This window comes from Gilliamella sp. M0364 (genome assembly GCF_016100565.1).
Taxonomy (GTDB): domain Bacteria; phylum Pseudomonadota; class Gammaproteobacteria; order Enterobacterales; family Orbaceae; genus Gilliamella; species Gilliamella apis.
The window spans coordinates 191,175-208,036 of the sequence record NZ_JACFSF010000001.1; the positions used below are offsets into that span (position 1 = coordinate 191,175).

Genomic DNA, 16,862 nt, shown 5'->3' on the forward strand with positions numbered 1-16,862 from the left:
CAATGGCATTTTTAGTTATTATTCAATTGGCAACCAACTAAGCAAAGCATATTAATATAAGCTTTTTTGCTATTTTGTTTAAATTTCTTTTTAAACATAATTTATAAAAAGTAAATAAGCTAATTGGATATTTTCACCAACACAAAAAGAAAGTACATGAAACTCTATGAAAAAAAATATTTCATTTTTGCAACTTCTATCTTAATGGTTGGTTACTTTTGCATTCACTTTTTTCTGTAGGTAGTCAGTTAAAAGCGAAATTTTAGTAAGGTGGGACCTTTAAATGACTCAAGCAGTTAATAGTACTAAACCAATGTATTCTATTTATATTATATGTTTTTTAGGATTATTCTTATCAACATTAGATACTGGTATTATAAACTTAGCGTTAAATTCCTTTTCAGTCGATTTTGATGTTTCTTTAGAATATATCGGATTATCAATTACTTTATATTTATTATTGCTAATTATTTTTCTAGTTCCTAGCGGTTGGCTTGGTGACTTTTTAGGGCAAAAAATAGCGTTAATAGTAGGCTTCTTGCTTTTTGGTCTAACCTCAATGATTGTTGGATTTTCAGATTCTGCTAATCAGCTTATTTTATCTAGATGTGGACAAGGAATAGGTGCCGCATTATTGCAGGCAAATTGTCTGGGATTGGCTGGTTTACAATCAAGCAAACAAAAAATAAAATTAAATTCTTTCATAATGTTGGCGATAAGTTTAGGACCAATTTTAGGACCTTCTTTTGGAGGTATTATTTTAAAATTATGGGGGTGGCAATTCTTGTTTCTAATTAATGTTCCCTTGTGTATTGTGGGTTGTTTTTTTTGTTTGAGAATAAATAAATCAGTAATCTTACTAAATGAAGAGACTTTTGATTTAAAAGGAATGATACTATTTTTCATAATGTTAGTCGGTTGTGTTTCTCTCATTTATTCTAATAATATAAACCTATCGTCGGTTGAAACAAGCTTCATCGGTTTTTCTACTTTGATCATATTTTTATTTTTTTGGAAGATTGAATCAAAACACTCCAATCCTTTTTTCCCTGTCAAATTATTATCAATTTCGTCAATTAGATACATTTCAATTGGCAGTTTGATTTTTGGACTGACCGCGGGCATTATTTTTTTAGCATCACCTATCATACTTACTAGAGAAACTAGCTATCCTATTGACGAAATAGGATTAATTTGTACTGCTTCACCCATTGGCGTTATTTTAAGTGTGTTTGTCAAAAAAGTAATAAATCCAAATTATAAAAAAATTATACTAATTTATGCTTTACCGCTTATGTTATCTGCTTTTGCCTTGCTTTTCTTGGTTAGTTTTAATATTTCAGTCTTTAATTATGTTATAGCTGCTATGTGCTACGGATTAGGTGGCGGACTGTTTCAAAGTTCATTAATTCAGATAGCGATGGAGCAAAAAAAAGATAAACAATCCACGATAGGAAGCTTGATAAGGCTTTTTCAAAATGGGGGAATTATTATTGGAGCAGCATGTTCTTTAGCGTTGTTAGAAATAGATATTTCCCCTTTAGAGAACATTTCTAACTATCAAACATTATGGGGTATTACTCTTGTTGTACTTTCAACCATGTCGGTATATTCATATTTTTCGTTGTTTAGGAAAAAATAATTAAAATCTCATATTTAATCATGTAGCTAACAATGTAAATAGATAACATTCAGTATAAATCATTATATAAAAGAGTGTTTGAAGTGTATTTATTTGTTCATTTATTGCAGAACAATCTATAACTAAGCCCATCAGAGTATGAAAGATTGATGAATATCATGTTACTGCTATTGGCGCAGGTATTTTTTGTGTGCTGTTTGTTACTTCGATGGGTGTTAACAATAATTCACAATTATAGTAATTTTAAGTAGCATCATCTAATTGGTAATGGCAGAACAGCTTGATGTAGGTCTTTTATCTATAATTTGAATGAGGAAAAATTTAAATTTTGGGGATGAATAAATCAAAGAACACGATAAACAATGATAAAGATGGTCAATGTAATTCTTGGCTGTGCTTGGAATGTCGTTAGTCAACATTAAAATTTATTAATTGGTTGGTTATTAGACCATCATAAGAGAACTAAACTTTACTATACATGAAGTTTTCAACTAGAATAAAGATATTAAAAACAATCTGATAAATAAAAAATATGACAAGGAAATAAATGTGTCAAAATTTGAACAGAAATGTCGACAAAAATTATTGGATGAAGATTTTTATCCATTTGTTCAAGAAAGATTTGAATGGGAGATAACGGAGTTTAAAAAAACAATACAAGCTATTGAAGATCCTTATCTGGAACCAATGATAGATCTTTATTACCAACAATTATGCCTTGATTATACAGCAGGTAAACCGATTACTGATTTATTACCAACGATGGAGAAAATAATAAATTATACCGAGAATACAGTTGATCACGTTAAACGATATAATCTCGCTCATCCAGGTGATAGGGCTGACATTACAATTTTAACCGAGTACTTTCAGACTGAAAAATTATCAAATTTATTAGGTTTATGTATTTTATTTGGACGGCAAGACTGGTTGGAAACGATTATTAAAGCGGTCGATTTAGATTATGAAAATCGAGAAAAAGCATTAGATAGTTTGATTGCTATGAAAATTCCTAACTATCCGATTACCGAGGAAAAAACACCACGATCACTCAGCTTTCGTAATCCTCTTTATAAAGCGATTCATGCAGAAAAGCCTAAAGATACTTTAAAATTCTTAGATGAATATTTACGCCGTTGGTACGATGGATTACGTAAAGCAGGTAATGTTTACATTGATAGCCATTTAATACAACAAGGTGATTCACGAGAATGTTGTACATTTCATGGTTACTGGTGTTTTGAAGCGGCAGCCGTTGCATATTTAAAAAATATTGATGATAGTACATTACATCGTTTTATGTATTATCCAAAAGATATGGTTGAATATGCACGGCAGCAATCTTCATGAGCGATTAAAACGTATAGTCTAAACGGATATAAGACTACCTAAGCCCATCAGACTATGAAACTGGATACGTATCATGGTACTGATGTTGGACAGAAATTTTTTTGATGCAGGAGGTAATTCTAAATGATTAGCTTTTCTAAACTAAATACACTTCATGGCGGTTTGATGGTTGGAGTTTTGGCATTGACCGTATTGAGTAGTTGTCAGGCATTTAACAAGGATATTCGAAGGATTACATTACCATCAAAAGAGCAGCCGTCGGTGACTTCGTTAATTTCAAACTCCTCCACACGCTGTATTGGTACTTATTTAATCGAACTGCCCGTTGAATTTAAAGCTTATAAAGAGGGGATCTTTTATTACAAAAGTAGTGGTGATATTACCATTACTACCAAACAGCAGTATTTACCACCGTTTAAACAGATGATTGCCCAGCGCAAGCAGGATCTTGAAAATACTAAGCCTCTTGACCAAATCTATGGCAAATATCTAAAACAGGTATTTAAAGTACAGACAAATAATCCAGATAAAATGCAAGGTATTATTTTTGAACGAATGATAGATCCAGATCTGAATGATGTTCTTAGAGTTTTAGAAGGTTATCGTTGGCAAGATGACGTGACTTTACAAATTGAGATGAAAGCACGTAATGGCTCTGGGGAATTATATGCTAAAGATAGGATAAAAGATCCAGAATCTTATGCGAATAATGCCTCTCAAAAACTAATTGAGCTACGTAAACTTTTTGACCGGATTAAGCCGCGCGATGATTTGACTATCCCAACCACGCCAGGTTTTTGTATGTTTAACAGTTTTATGCAGGGGGAGGATCGCGAATGGAAAGATATGAATTATGGTTATCGGCACGATAATAGTAATGACTATTTTTCATTCTATTTTGAATTTAATGATTTTGCCGATGACTATGCATTACTTGATAAACCCGAAGCTTATTTTACACAAGGTAGCGGACATACCATCTATAAAGGAACCCGTGAAAGCCATGGTTTGAAATTGGAAGAGTGGGTTGTCAAAGGTAAGTATTTTGAAGAGCCCCAAGGCGTTAATAATAATTATACAGACTATATATTTACTTTAGGTATTCATATTACCGATCCAACCTATAAAACGCCACGATTACGCATAGAAATGACCTATAGAATTCCTGAAGACAAAACACAAGGATATACTGAAGAGCAATTGATGATCATTTGGCGTGAAATCACCAACACTATTCGAATACGCGAGAGTGCTTTTGAATCGGACTAATCGTGTTATTTTGGGGATAGTCTGAATTTATTAAGGCGTTTTCTGGTAGAATTAGTTTGCGTGGATCAAGATAATGATATATTCACTTCCTTTGCTGTGCTAACGAACATATATTAATAAAAAAATTAAGGTGTATATTTAGTACAGCTTTATACATTATGAATTGGAGTGGGAAAAGATGGTCAATGTAATTCTTGGCTGTGCTTAAAATGTCATTATTAAACATCAAAACTTATCAATTTATGGGTTATAGAGCCATCAACCGAACTAAACTTTACAGCACATGAAGTTTTCAATTAAAATCAAAATAGTAAAAATAAACCGATAAATAAAAATAAGTCAAGGAAATGGAATAAATATGTCAGAATTTGAACAGAAACGCCGCCAAAAATTATTGGATGAAGATTTTTATCCATTTGTTCAAGAAAGATTTGAATGGGAGATAAACGAATTTAAAAAAAAGGCACAAGCTACTGAAGATCCTTTACTTGCATCATTGATAGATCTCTATTATCAGCAATTATGTCTTGATTATACAGTAGGTAAACCGATTACTGATTTATTGCCGACGATGGAGAAAGTAATAAATTATACTGAAAATTCAATTGATTGTATTGAGCGATATAATCACGATCATCCTGGTGAAAGGGAAGACATTACAATTTTAACCGAGTACCTTGAAGCAGAAATGTTATCAAATTTATTAGGTTTATGTATTTTATTTGGACGGCAAGACTGGTTGGAAACGATTGTTAAAGCGGTCGATTTAGATTATGAAAATCGAGAAAAAGCATTAGATAGTTTGATTGCTATGAAAATTCCTAACTATCCGATTACCGAAGAAAAAACACCACGATCACTCAGCTTTCGTAATCCCCTTTATAAAGCGATTCATGCAGAAAAACCTAAAGATACTTTAAAATTCTTAGATGAATATTTACGCCGTTGGTACGATGGTCTACGTAAAACAGGCTATGTTTATATTGATAGCCATTTAATTCAACAAGGTGATTCACGAGAATGTTGTTGTTTTTATGGCTACTGGTGTTTTGAAGCAGCAGCCGTTGCATATTTAAAAAATATTGATGATAGTACATTACATCGTTTTATGTATTACCCAAAAGACATGATTGAATATGCTCGTCAGCAATCTTCATAAACGATTGAAGCACATAACCTAAATGGATATAAAACCACCTAAGCCCATCAGACTATGAAACGGTATAAGTATCATGGTACTGGTGTTGGACAGAAATTTTTTTGATGCAGGAGGTAATTCTGAATGATTAGGTTTTCTAAATTGAATAAATATCATGGCGGTTTGATGGTTGGAGTTTTGGCATTGACCGTATTGAGTAGTTGTCAGGCATTTAACAAGGATATTCGAAGGATTACATTACCATCAAAAGAGCAGCCGTCGGTGACTTCGTTAATTTCAAACTCCTCCACACGCTGTATTGGTACTTATTTAATCGAACTGCCCGTTGAATTTAAAGCTTATAAAGAGGGGATCTTTTATTACAAAAGTAGTGGTGATATTACCATTACTACCAAACAGCAGTATTTAGCACCATTTAAACAGATGATTGCCCTGCGCAAGCAGGATCTTGAAAATACTAAGCCTCTTGACCAAATCTATGGCAAATATTTAAAACAGGTATATAAAGTACAGACAAATAATCCAGATAAAATGCAAGGTATTATTTTTGAACGAATGGTAAAACCAGGAATGCGTGATGTACTTAGAGTTTTAGAAGGTTATCGTTGGCAAGATGACGTGACCTTACAAATTGAGATGAAAGCACGTAATGGCTCAGGGGAGTTATATGCTAAAGATAGGATAAAAGATCCAGAATCTTATGCGAATAATGTCTCTCAAAAATTAATTGAGCTACGTAAACTTTTTGACCGGATTAAGCCGCGCGATGATTTGACTATCCCAACCACGCCAGGTTTTTGTATGTTTAACAGTTTTATGCAGGGGGAGGATCGCGAATGGAAAGATATGAATTATGGTTATCGGCACGATAATAGTAATGACTATTTTTCATTCTATTTTGAATTTAATGATTTTGCCGATGACTATGCATTACTTGATAAACCCGAAGCTTATTTTACACAAGGTAGCGGACATACCATCTATAAAGGAACCCGTGAAAGCCATGGTTTGAAATTGGAAGAGTGGGTTGTCAAAGGTAAGTATTTTGAAGAGCCCCAAGTCGTTAATAATAATTATACAGATTATATATTTACTTTAGGTATTCATATTACAGATCCAACCTATAAAACGCCAAGATTACGCATAGAAATGACCTATAGAGTTCCCGAAGACAAAACACAAGGATATACTGAAGAGCAATTGATGGTCATTTGGCGTGAAATCACTAACACTATTCGGATACGCAAGAGTGCTTTTGAATCAGAGTAATCGTATTATTTGGAGAATAGCCTTAATTTATTAAGGCGCTTTCTTGTAAAACTTGTTTATGTGGTTCAAGAAATGATATATTCACTTCCTTTGCTGTGCTAACAGACATATATAAATAAAAAATATTAAGATATATATTTAGTACAGTTTTATAAATTATGCATTGGAGCGGGAAACGAGGTTCGAATCCAGTTTCATAACCTATTGTATATAAAAAATTTATCCAGACACTAATATTGCTTTCGCTAACCTTCAGGACTAATTTTTTGAATAGTTTTTTGTGGTACTTTATGGATTGTTATGGACTTCCACGGACTCAAATTACAATAACAACTTATTTACTAGACCTTGCCTTATCATTTAATGGTATGAGGCTATTCATTGACAAGTCATTTGATAGAATAATTTGACATAAATGAATTGGCAGCGTTTTTATAAGATTTAAATAATTTTTCCGCGCGTTCAACCATTTCGTGACGTATATGCTCAGGCTCTAAACAAATACATTTATGACCTAAGCTCAGCAAAATTCCATAACTGTAGTCATCATCAATAAAGTTAAAATTTACAAGATATTGTTGTTCGTTTAATTTCTTAATATCTTTTTCGTCACAAAAATCTAAAATGCGATCCAAAAGAGATTCATCTATTAGTAATTTTATTTTAAAAATCTTTTTTTTCATATCCTTTTCAAATAAAGAAAATACTTCAGGAACAGTCTGACTAATAAATTTAGTATTAGTTTCTCTAATGTTTGACATTTTTGACAATTTAAATATACGAAAATCATTTCTATCTAGGCAAAAAGCTTGTAAATACCATTGTTTTTCCTTAAAAATAAGTTTATATGGCTCAATCAAACGCGAGGTTTGTTTATTTTTAACCCCCAAATAATTAAACGATAAAAGTAGTTGCTCATTAAGTGCCAGTCTTATAATGGAAATTTTTTTATTAATATTTTGCTTAGAAAACCAAGGTGATAAATCAACAATTAGTTGATTTAAATTATTTGTAACTTCTTCATCAAGTTCTTGTTCTGATAAAAAACTCTTAATTTTTTCAAAAGTTCTTAAATTTTCACTTTCTTTTATAACCGGTGAGGATAACAAGTTGAGGCCTTTTAATAAAACAATGACATCTTCTTTAGTGAATAAACTTGTATTAACTTTATAATTTTTTAAAATACTTATTCCGCCCGCACTTCCTTGATATGTAATAATGGGTATTCCTGCTCCCTCAATAACTTGTATATCTCGATAAATAGTACGCAATGATACATTTAATTTTTCTGCTAATTCTTTACCGCTTATTTTTTCTCTTTGAAGCAATACCATTATGATAGTAATTATACGATTAATTTTCATGCTTTATGTTTACAAAATAATTTACATTAAATTTTAAATATGACATACAGTTGTCATCAATGCTACATCATAATATAGATAACAAAAATTAACTAAATTAATTTTTATCACTAAGAGGAAACAAAAAATGTTTAAACCTAATAGCGTTATTGTTTATGTCAAAGATGTCGATACTAGTACTGAATTTTACACAAAAATACTAGGGCGCCCACCTATTGAAACTTATCCTGGTTTCGCTGTATTTTTATTGAATGATAATTTTATTTTGGGGCTACAAGGTGCTGATGAAATAACTCCAAAGGCACCGAATCATTATGGTGGTTTTGAGTTGTCATTTAGTGATGTAACAAAAAATGATGTTGATGAGATTTATGCGACATGGAAGGAACTAAACGTCAAAATTGAACTTGAACCTCAAATGCTCGATTTCGGATACACATTTGTAGGAAATGATCCCGATGGTCATCGACTCCGTGTGTGTGCTACCGACACTTCAAAGTTTGAATGAAAAATATCTTAAGAAATTGAAATAATGGGTGCTTCATTATGCAGCCATTGTTTATGAGGAATTCATTTCATGAAAAAATCTTGGATGACTCTGGATTACTTTGTTCTATACTGGAAAGTAAAACCGTTAAATCACTTTCAAACTCCGAACTTTATGGGCTTTAACGTACTATACGGGATAATTCTATTGGAGCGGGAAACGAGGTTCGAACTCGCGACCTCAACCTTGGCAAGGTTGCGCTCTACCAACTGAGCTATTCCCGCATAAGAAGTGTTTTAAATGGTGCCCGGGGCGAGACTTGAACTCGCACGGCCAAAAAGGCCGAGGGATTTTAAATCCCTTGTGTCTACCGATTTCACCACCCGGGCTCAAAACTTAGTTTCGAAAGGTAACTGCGTTTTGGATGCTGTGCATTTTACCTATCTTATCATTTCAGTCAATAAAAATTTCAAATTAATCGTTTGATTGCTCAATGTTTGACTGATTAGTCGTTAAATTAGGCTATTTTGTCTATTTTTACCAAATTATTTAGCTAACTTGATTATTAAGAGATTACACAGATAATATCTGCGATATTTCATAAATATGTTTAATCTTCGTCTAATAAATCACTTTGCGCGATCCAAAGATATTGCAACATAGATAATAAAGTTAAGACAGTTGCAATAAGTAGGGCAGCCAGACCTGCATATATAACCAGATCGCAAGGACGCCAAAGTAACCAAGTTAACGCAGTCATTTGGGCAATAGTTTTAATTTTGCCAATTGAAGATACCGCAACATTATTGCGTTTGCCAATTTCAGCCATCCACTCTCTTAATGCAGAAATAATGATTTCTCGAGAAACGATGATGATAGCCGGAATAGAAATCCACCACGCTTGATAATACTGAGTGATAAGTACCAATGCGATCGTCACCATTATTTTATCGGCGACAGGATCTAAAAAGGCGCCAAATTTGGTGGTTTGACCTAATCGACGTGCGAGGTAACCATCAAAAACATCTGTAACTGCGGCAATTAAGAATAATAATGCCGAAAAAAAGCCAGACCATTCATGAGGAAATAAATAGAATGCCAACACAAAAAAAGGAATAAGTATTACTCGAAATAATGTTAAGAATGTAGGTAAGTTGATTTTCATGTGACATTAGCTCATTTTGTTTTATTAATCAATTGGTTAGTGATAATTAAAAAAACAGTGTTTTCTTACTGATTATGTTGCCTGAAAAACGTTAATTTTTCAATGTGTTATTGCTGTAAATTTAGATAAATTTTTTCAGCTAACGATTTGGAGATGCCTTGTACTTGGGCTATTTCATCTATACTAGCATTTTTTAGCTCTCTAAGCCCGCCAAAATGTTTTAATAATGCTTGGCGTCTTTTTCCGCCAACGCCTTCTATATGCTCTAACGCACTATCAGTTAATTGTTTAACACCTTTTTTACGCTGACCTACAATCGCATGGTCATGTGATGCGTTACGGATTTGTTGAATTAATAATAGAGCAGGGGAATGATCATCTAAATAATAACCTTTGCCATGAGCTTCAAAGAAGAGTGTTTCTAAACCTTCTTTACGCTCAGCACCTTTAGCCACCCCGATTAAAATAGGATGATGTTTATCCCAGTTTACTTGTAACTTCTCAAATACTTGTAAAGCTTGATTAAGTTGTCCTTTTCCACCATCAATAAAGATAATATCAGGGATTTTGTCTTCAGGAAGATCTTTTTTACTATAACGACGAGTCAATACCTGTTCCATTGCTGCATAGTCATCACCAGGTGTGATACCAGTAATATTATAACGACGGAATTCTGATTTAACCGGTCCTTTATCATCAAATACAACACAAGAGGCGATAGTATTTTTGCCCATAAAATGGCTGATATCAAAACATTCCATTCTATTGATTTTCTCAATCCCCAAAAAGGCTTTTAAAGCATCGTATCTTTGTTTAATAGTTGAGTTTTCTAATAGTTTATTTTTAACTTCCGTTTGAGCATTAACGGTCGCAATATTTAATAATTTAAGATTATCACCTTTCGGTTCATCAACTAATTTAACCTGATGTTCAGCAACAATAGATAACGTTTTTTCCATTGCTTGTTTATCGGACAACGAAAAATTCAGAAGAATTTTCTTTGGGATATTCCTATTTTGATTACCTTGTAGATAAAATTGCCCTAAAAATGTCTCGATAACTTCTTCAAGTTCAGTATTAGACGGAACTTTAGGAAAATAAGAACGATGACCAAATGTTTGACCATTACGGATAAAAAGCACATAAATACAAGCTAAGCCAAGTTCATAGTGAAAACCGATTACATCCAAATTATCATTATTATTGTAGATAGCTTGTTTTTCATTAATGTGTTTGATTGCTTGTAACTGATCACGCAACGCTGCTGCTTTTTCAAAATTAAGCTCACTACTGGCTTTTAACATATCAGCGGTAATTTTTTTTAAGATTTCATCTGACTGTCCAGATAAAAATAACCTAACATAATTCACTTGTTCGTTATAATCTTCGTCGCTGACTAAACCCGGTACACAAGGGCCTAAACAGCGTTTAATTTGATACTGCAAACAAGGACGTGTTCGATTACGGTAAGTACTATTAAGACATTGCCTTATCGGAAAGGTTTTTTGTAATAATGCAAGAATTTGTTTAACTGCATAACCGCTTGGGTAAGGGCCAAAGAACTCATCTTTTTTACGATTAACTGCTCCGCGGTATAAAGATAATTGTGGGTGACGTTCTTTACTTAATTTAATAAACGGATAGCTTTTATCATCTTTGAGTAAAACATTATATCGTGGTTGATATTTTTTGATATAAGTTTGTTCAAGCAAAAGGGCTTCTGTTTCGGTATTGGTGATGGTAAATTCTACTCGATGAATATGACTCACCAATCGATCGGTTTTGATGGTTTTTTTACTACTATTAAAGTAACTTTTTAAACGATTATTGAGGTCTTTCGCTTTTCCCACATAAATGATGGTATCTTTATCATTAAACATTTGATAGATACCTGGTTTATGTGGGACAGTTTTTAAGAAAGATACAGAATCAAATTGGCTCATATTAATTTTCAAAGGTGAGGGCTCTTTTCTCTATTATCCTCATAATGGTGCTTAAAATACCATTTATCAAGAGGTAGATGAGCCCAGCAACAACAAAAATTGAGAAATCATAGTATTCACCATTTAGTGTATTACTATATCCCATGAGATCCATAACAGGAATCATTGATGCTAGTGCGGTTCCCTTAACCACGAAGACAACTTCATTAGAGTAAGTAGACAGTGCACGTTTTAATGCATATGGCATTACAATTTTGAGTGTTTGTCTTTTATTCATGCCTAATGCACTACATGCTTGCCATTGTCCTTGTGGAACAGCTTTTAAAGCACCATAGAAAATTTGAGTAGTGTAAGCTGCACTATTAAGCGTTAATGCTAAATAAGCGCAAAACCATGGCGATGAAATAAATTCATAAAAAGCGGGTACTTTACTTAAAATTTCGCCAAATTGTGAAGGTCCATAATAGATTAAAAAAAGTTGTACCAATAAAGGTGAACCAGTAAAAATAACAATATAACCACGTATCGTTTTAGTTAAAAACTTTGAATTTAAAGATAAAAGGCAAGAAAAAACGATAGCTAAAAAACCAGCTGATAATATGCCAGCGATACTTAAACTTAAAGTATCAGGTAGACCTTGAAGAATGATTTTTAGATAGTAAATAAAATTATCAGACATAAAATGACCTTACTGACTATTAGCTGATGAAGGTTGTTCAAATTTGGTAGAGCGTTTTTCAATATGAGCAATAACGCGTTGACTTAAAACTGATATTACTAGATAAACAAGCATAGCAATAAAATACCATAAGAAAGGTTGGTTGGTTCTTGCGACAATTGTTTTGGTTTGCATCATTAAATCATCAATCGCTATTGCAGATACAAGGGCGGTATCTTTTAATAAAATTAACCATTGATTACTCAAACCAGGTAATGCATGGCGCCACATTTGCGGCATTATTATGCGGAAAAAAGTACGGGATTTACTAAGTCCCAATACTTGAGCTGCTTGTTTTTGTCCACTTGGTATCGCTTTAAATGCTCCACGTAAGGTTTGAGATGCATAAACGGCATAAAGTAAGGATAAAGCAAAAACACCGCATAAAAATGGATCTGGTTGAGTATTTTCAATATTCATTTTTACGGTAAATGTTGTAAAACCAAGTGGAATGGTAAAACCATCATCTAATGCCATCAATAACAGCGGTAAACCGGTATAGATTGCCACCACAATTAATAATTCGGGTAACGCTCGAATAGTTAAATTAAATAGTGACATTAACCATGCAACGGGTTTGAAGGGTACTGATTCTAAAATAGTAAAAATGAACGCAAAAAACATGCCGACAATTAACGATACAAATGCTAATGATAACGTTATTGCGGTTGCTTTAGTTAGCGGCAAAATATACCCATCCATAGAAGAGAGTAACCAGTCGATACCGTGTGCAAAAAAGTCTGACATAAAAAAACCGTAATTAAATTAAAAAAATAAACTCGCCGCAGAGTATGCGGCGAGATCTCAACGTACAGATTTTAGTAAATAAGATTATTTACTAAACCATTTTTTATAAATAATATCTAATTCACCATTTGCTTTTAATTTATCAATTGCTTGGTTGAATTGTTCAAGTAATTGATCATTTCCTTGACGTAAAGCGATACCTAAACCTTCACCAAAGAATTCATGATCGGTAATTTTGTCACCCAAAGCAACAATCTCAGCATCCTTACCTAACCATTCTCCAGCAACAAATGAGCTTGAAACAATGGCATCAATACGTTTTGCTTTTAAATCTAGAAAAGCGAATTGATAGCTGTCATAACTTACTGCTTTAACATCAGGGTACTTTTCATTTAAGTATTTTGAATACGTTGTACCTTTTTGAATACCAACTTTTTTACCTTTCAATTGATCAAGACTGGTTAATGAGTCTTTCAAAGTAATAAATTGAATTGAGCTGTCATCATAGTAGATTTTAGTGAACGCAACTTGTTTTTGACGCTCTGGAGTAACATCAATACCAGCAATTGCCGCATCAATTCGACGAGTTTTAAGGCTAGGAATTAAACCATCAAATGATTGATTAACAATTTTGCAAGATACTTTCATTTCTTCACAAAGCTTATTCATAACGTCAATATCGAAACCAACAATTTCATTTTTATCATTAGTAAATTCGAAAGGCGCATAAGTTGCTTCGGTACCAATAGTTAATGTTTCTGCTGCTTGAGCTGCAAAAGCAGAGCCTGCAAGTAAAATAGCTAGTAATGTTTTTTTCATATTTCCACCCAATCTGGTTTTAATTAATGTTAATGTGATAAGTAAGCTTTAAACTCTTCGGTTTTTGGATGAGCAAAACACTCAAGTTGTCCCTGTTCAATAATCTTACCTTGTTCCATGTAAATCACTTGTGAAGCAACTTTACGTGCAAAATCGACTTCATGAGTAACAATAATTTGTGTAATTCCGGTTTGTGACAGTTCATTAATAATCTCAGCAATTTGTGATGTAATTGCTGGATCTAATGCCGCTGTTGGTTCATCAAATAACAAAATTTTCGGCTCCATCATTAATGCTCTAGCAATAGCAACTCGTTGCTGTTGGCCTCCAGAAAGATGGAGAGGGTAGCGATGCGCCATTTCATCAATTTGTAGACGAGCTAAGATTGACATAGCTTTATCACTAGCTTCTTGTTTTGATAATTTTAATACTTGGCATGGCGCTTCAATCAAATTTTCCAAAACGGTCAAATGTGGCCATAGGTTGTAATTTTGAAAAACCATACCGACATTTTTACGTAATGTTCGAATTGTTGATTCACTTATTTTTTGCGAAAAATCGAAATGCGAATCAGCAATGGTCATTTCACCTGATGTAGGAATTTCAAGTAAATTAAAAACTTTCAACAAAGAACTTTTGCCTGCACCGCTCTGACCAAGTAAAACAATTGTTTCACCTAAAGGGTAACATAAAGAAACATCGTTCAATGCCTGATGTGTACCATAAAAACAGTTAATATGGCTTAATTCAATATTCATTAGTATTAGATAAATTGTTCAAATTTTATTTGACTAAATATTACTTTTTTTTGCATAAAAATGCAATCTAAAATATTAGACAAATACTTTATGAGTTAATTTTTAAGCAAAAAAATATAATTTTCAATTTTTATTATTGGATAATATTATATTAAATCAATTAGATGTAATTAAAAATATTTACTATACTGATATTTTTATTGATAGAAAAGAAATATATAAATGTAATTCTAATTGATAATTTAACGAATTTGTATGTATTAAGAGCTTAAAAAACCCCTTTCCTCAAAATTTTTACAGATTTTAGCTTAATTTATTCATCATTATTTATGATAGGGATGATAGGTCCAAGATATTTAGGTTTTTGATTCATTATATATAAATCAATAAAAGCACTAACACGAGCTAGCATCTCTCTTATGCGAACTAACTTCATACTTTTGGGTGCTGGAACGGCAAAACACTGTGCTTGAATATCTTGCGCAAGGGCAATAAAAATCGCTCGTTCGCAATGGAACTCTTGCGTAATAATAGTAAAATCATCAGCATTGAAAACTTTATTAGCCCGAACAACTGAATCGAAGGTTCTAAAACCAGCATAATCTAATACAATCGATTCTTTAGGGATACCTGCTTTAATCAGATCCTTTTGCATCGTGATTGGCTCATTATAATTTAAATGCGCATTATCACCACTTACTAATAGATAATCGACTTTTCCTTGCCAATATAGATCAATAGCGCCATCGATACGATTGCGATAAAAACCGTTAATTCCACCACCTTTTACATATTTAGATGTACCTAATACTACACCAATTGTTCGATAGGGGAGCTTATTTTCATCATGATAAATGTAAGGTGCTGTTTTATAGCTTATCCAATAGTCGAGACTAATTATTACCGCTATTAAAAACAGTAGAAAGGTAATTAAATAAGCAATAAATTTTTTTAATATCATGCTAAAACCAATCAAAAATAAAAACCATTATTGGAAATAAAAATGGTGCTGTCAATGAAGTCATAATACCACATAGTACTAGTGATAAAGAGCTGTAAGCTCCTTCATTATAATCTACTTCAATACAGCGTGCAGTACCAACAGCATGTGATACAGCACCGATTGATAAACCTCTGGCGGAAGCTGTTTTTATTTTAGCCCAATTTAATAATTGATGAGCAAAAATTCCACCTAAAGTTCCGACTAGTATTACACATAATGCGGCAATAGATGGAACACCACCTTGATTTTCTGCGATAGTTACCGCTATGGCAGTAGTAACTGATTTAGGTAGTACCGAGGCGGCAATTTCATCACTACCTCCTAACCAGAATGCAATACATACTCCCGTCACCATAGAAGCAATTGAAGCTGTAAAGGTGATTATCATGATGGATTTCCAACGGGCTTTGATTTGTGGGATTAATTCATATAAAGGATAGGCTAAAGCAACAACCGAGTATGGAAGTAAATCATTAATAATTTTAACATTTTTTACATATTCAATATAACTAGTTTGTGTGATTAATAATATTGGAATTAAAACAATCACCGAAATCACTAGTGGATTAAATAATGGATTTTTGATTTTAAAGGAAATTTTACGAATAATTAGAAAAACTAAAACAGTTAATGGTAGCATCCATATCATGATTGTTTCTCCTTATCTTCAGACGCTTCTGTTGTTGTTCTATGCAAATGTTCAGTAAGATATGCCGTTAAGAATAAGACAATGATTGAACCGCCAACACAGGCAAAGATAATCGGCAGCCAATTAGCTAAAAGCAGTGAATAATTATCCATGATTCCCATTGCTGCAGGAATAAATAGCACAGTCATATAGCGCATAAAGAGGTTACAACTGTTTTTGATCCAACGCGTTGGTATAAGTTGAAAAGCTAATAAAAAAAACAAGATTAATAGACCAATAATACTACCAGGGATCATGATTGGTAAGATTGCCGAAACAATGTTACCGGCCCATAAACATAGGGTTAAAATAATTAATCCACGACCATAACTAAATAGTGTGTAATATAAAGAATAAAGTCGATGCTTAATTGTTGCATGTTTGGCTAAAAAATGTTTCATGGTTTATACACTAATTGTCTTAAAATTAAATATTGACGGTATGCCCGTCGTTTAGAAAGGGCGGAGAGCTAAAATTAGAA

Annotated in this window: 16 protein-coding genes and 2 tRNA genes; 6 read left to right on the forward strand and 12 right to left on the reverse strand. The window is 32.8% G+C overall.

Annotated elements, in window-relative coordinates; translation table 11 throughout:
- Window positions 1-283: 283 nt before the first annotated feature.
- From H3U96_RS00895 to H3U96_RS00915, 5 genes are all read left to right on the forward strand, one after another.
- The gene (locus H3U96_RS00895; RefSeq protein WP_086357443.1) at window positions 284-1,642 is read left to right on the forward strand and encodes an MFS transporter; all 1,359 of its coding nucleotides are present in this window, start codon (window positions 284-286) and stop codon (window positions 1,640-1,642) included.
- A 549-nt stretch (window positions 1,643-2,191) separates the two neighbouring features.
- Window positions 2,192-2,992, forward strand: a complete 801-nt coding sequence (locus H3U96_RS11365) for a PoNe immunity protein domain-containing protein (RefSeq protein ID WP_086360679.1) — start codon at window positions 2,192-2,194, stop codon at window positions 2,990-2,992.
- Between the two features lie 123 nt (window positions 2,993-3,115).
- Window positions 3,116-4,261, forward strand: a complete 1,146-nt coding sequence (locus tag H3U96_RS00905) for a T6SS immunity protein Tli4 family protein (RefSeq protein WP_065578778.1) — start codon at window positions 3,116-3,118, stop codon at window positions 4,259-4,261.
- Window positions 4,262-4,619: 358 nt separating this feature from the next.
- A complete protein-coding gene (locus H3U96_RS00910) occupies window positions 4,620-5,420 on the forward strand; it encodes a PoNe immunity protein domain-containing protein (RefSeq protein WP_086360680.1) in 801 nt (266 codons plus the stop codon).
- Window positions 5,421-5,543: 123 nt separating this feature from the next.
- The gene (locus H3U96_RS00915) at window positions 5,544-6,689 is read left to right on the forward strand and encodes a T6SS immunity protein Tli4 family protein (RefSeq protein WP_198195306.1); all 1,146 of its coding nucleotides are present in this window, start codon (window positions 5,544-5,546) and stop codon (window positions 6,687-6,689) included.
- Window positions 6,690-7,078: 389 nt separating this feature from the next.
- On the opposite strand, the gene H3U96_RS00920 is transcribed toward H3U96_RS00915, so the two are convergent.
- The gene (locus H3U96_RS00920; RefSeq protein ID WP_086360682.1) at window positions 7,079-8,053 is read right to left on the reverse strand and encodes a YafY family protein; all 975 of its coding nucleotides are present in this window, start codon (window positions 8,051-8,053) and stop codon (window positions 7,079-7,081) included.
- Between the two features lie 127 nt (window positions 8,054-8,180).
- Here H3U96_RS00920 and H3U96_RS00925 point away from each other — a divergent pair, with 127 nt between their 5' ends.
- The gene (locus H3U96_RS00925) at window positions 8,181-8,561 is read left to right on the forward strand and encodes a VOC family protein (RefSeq protein WP_065580414.1); all 381 of its coding nucleotides are present in this window, start codon (window positions 8,181-8,183) and stop codon (window positions 8,559-8,561) included.
- A gap of 187 nt (window positions 8,562-8,748) precedes the next feature.
- On the opposite strand, the gene H3U96_RS00930 is transcribed toward H3U96_RS00925, so the two are convergent.
- From H3U96_RS00930 to H3U96_RS00980, 11 genes are all read right to left on the reverse strand, one after another.
- Window positions 8,749-8,824 (reverse strand) — tRNA-Gly (locus tag H3U96_RS00930).
- Window positions 8,825-8,841: 17 nt separating this feature from the next.
- Window positions 8,842-8,929: transfer RNA gene (locus tag H3U96_RS00935), tRNA-Leu, on the reverse strand.
- Between the two features lie 221 nt (window positions 8,930-9,150).
- Window positions 9,151-9,705 (reverse strand): CDP-diacylglycerol--glycerol-3-phosphate 3-phosphatidyltransferase, encoded by a 555-nt coding sequence (gene pgsA / locus H3U96_RS00940; protein WP_065578773.1) that lies wholly within the window; start codon window positions 9,703-9,705, stop codon window positions 9,151-9,153.
- Window positions 9,706-9,812: 107 nt separating this feature from the next.
- On the reverse strand, window positions 9,813-11,648 hold the full coding sequence (gene uvrC, locus H3U96_RS00945; RefSeq protein ID WP_086360694.1) for an excinuclease ABC subunit UvrC: 1,836 nt from the start codon (window positions 11,646-11,648) through the stop codon (window positions 9,813-9,815).
- A gap of 1 nt (window position 11,649) precedes the next feature.
- Entirely contained in the window at window positions 11,650-12,327 is a 678-nt protein-coding gene (gene artM, locus H3U96_RS00950; protein ID WP_065578772.1) for an arginine ABC transporter permease ArtM, read from the reverse strand.
- A 9-nt stretch (window positions 12,328-12,336) separates the two neighbouring features.
- Window positions 12,337-13,113 carry an arginine ABC transporter permease ArtQ gene (gene artQ / locus H3U96_RS00955; protein WP_208595729.1) on the reverse strand — a complete coding sequence of 259 codons (777 nt, stop codon included), beginning with the start codon at window positions 13,111-13,113 and terminating at the stop codon, window positions 12,337-12,339.
- 84 nt (window positions 13,114-13,197) lie between these two features.
- Window positions 13,198-13,932 carry a transporter substrate-binding domain-containing protein gene (locus tag H3U96_RS00960; RefSeq protein WP_065612946.1) on the reverse strand — a complete coding sequence of 245 codons (735 nt, stop codon included), beginning with the start codon at window positions 13,930-13,932 and terminating at the stop codon, window positions 13,198-13,200.
- Between the two features lie 29 nt (window positions 13,933-13,961).
- Window positions 13,962-14,690, reverse strand: a complete 729-nt coding sequence (gene artP, locus H3U96_RS00965; RefSeq protein ID WP_065578769.1) for an arginine ABC transporter ATP-binding protein ArtP — start codon at window positions 14,688-14,690, stop codon at window positions 13,962-13,964.
- A gap of 313 nt (window positions 14,691-15,003) precedes the next feature.
- Entirely contained in the window at window positions 15,004-15,651 is a 648-nt protein-coding gene (locus tag H3U96_RS00970; RefSeq protein WP_086360683.1) for a vancomycin high temperature exclusion protein, read from the reverse strand.
- Between the two features lies 1 nt (window position 15,652).
- Window positions 15,653-16,342, reverse strand: a complete 690-nt coding sequence (locus tag H3U96_RS00975) for a CidB/LrgB family autolysis modulator (protein ID WP_065578767.1) — start codon at window positions 16,340-16,342, stop codon at window positions 15,653-15,655.
- Window positions 16,339-16,782 (reverse strand): CidA/LrgA family protein, encoded by a 444-nt coding sequence (locus H3U96_RS00980; RefSeq protein ID WP_086360684.1) that lies wholly within the window; start codon window positions 16,780-16,782, stop codon window positions 16,339-16,341. The genes H3U96_RS00975 and H3U96_RS00980 overlap by 4 nt, the downstream gene beginning before the upstream one ends.
- Window positions 16,783-16,862 lie beyond the last annotated feature (80 nt).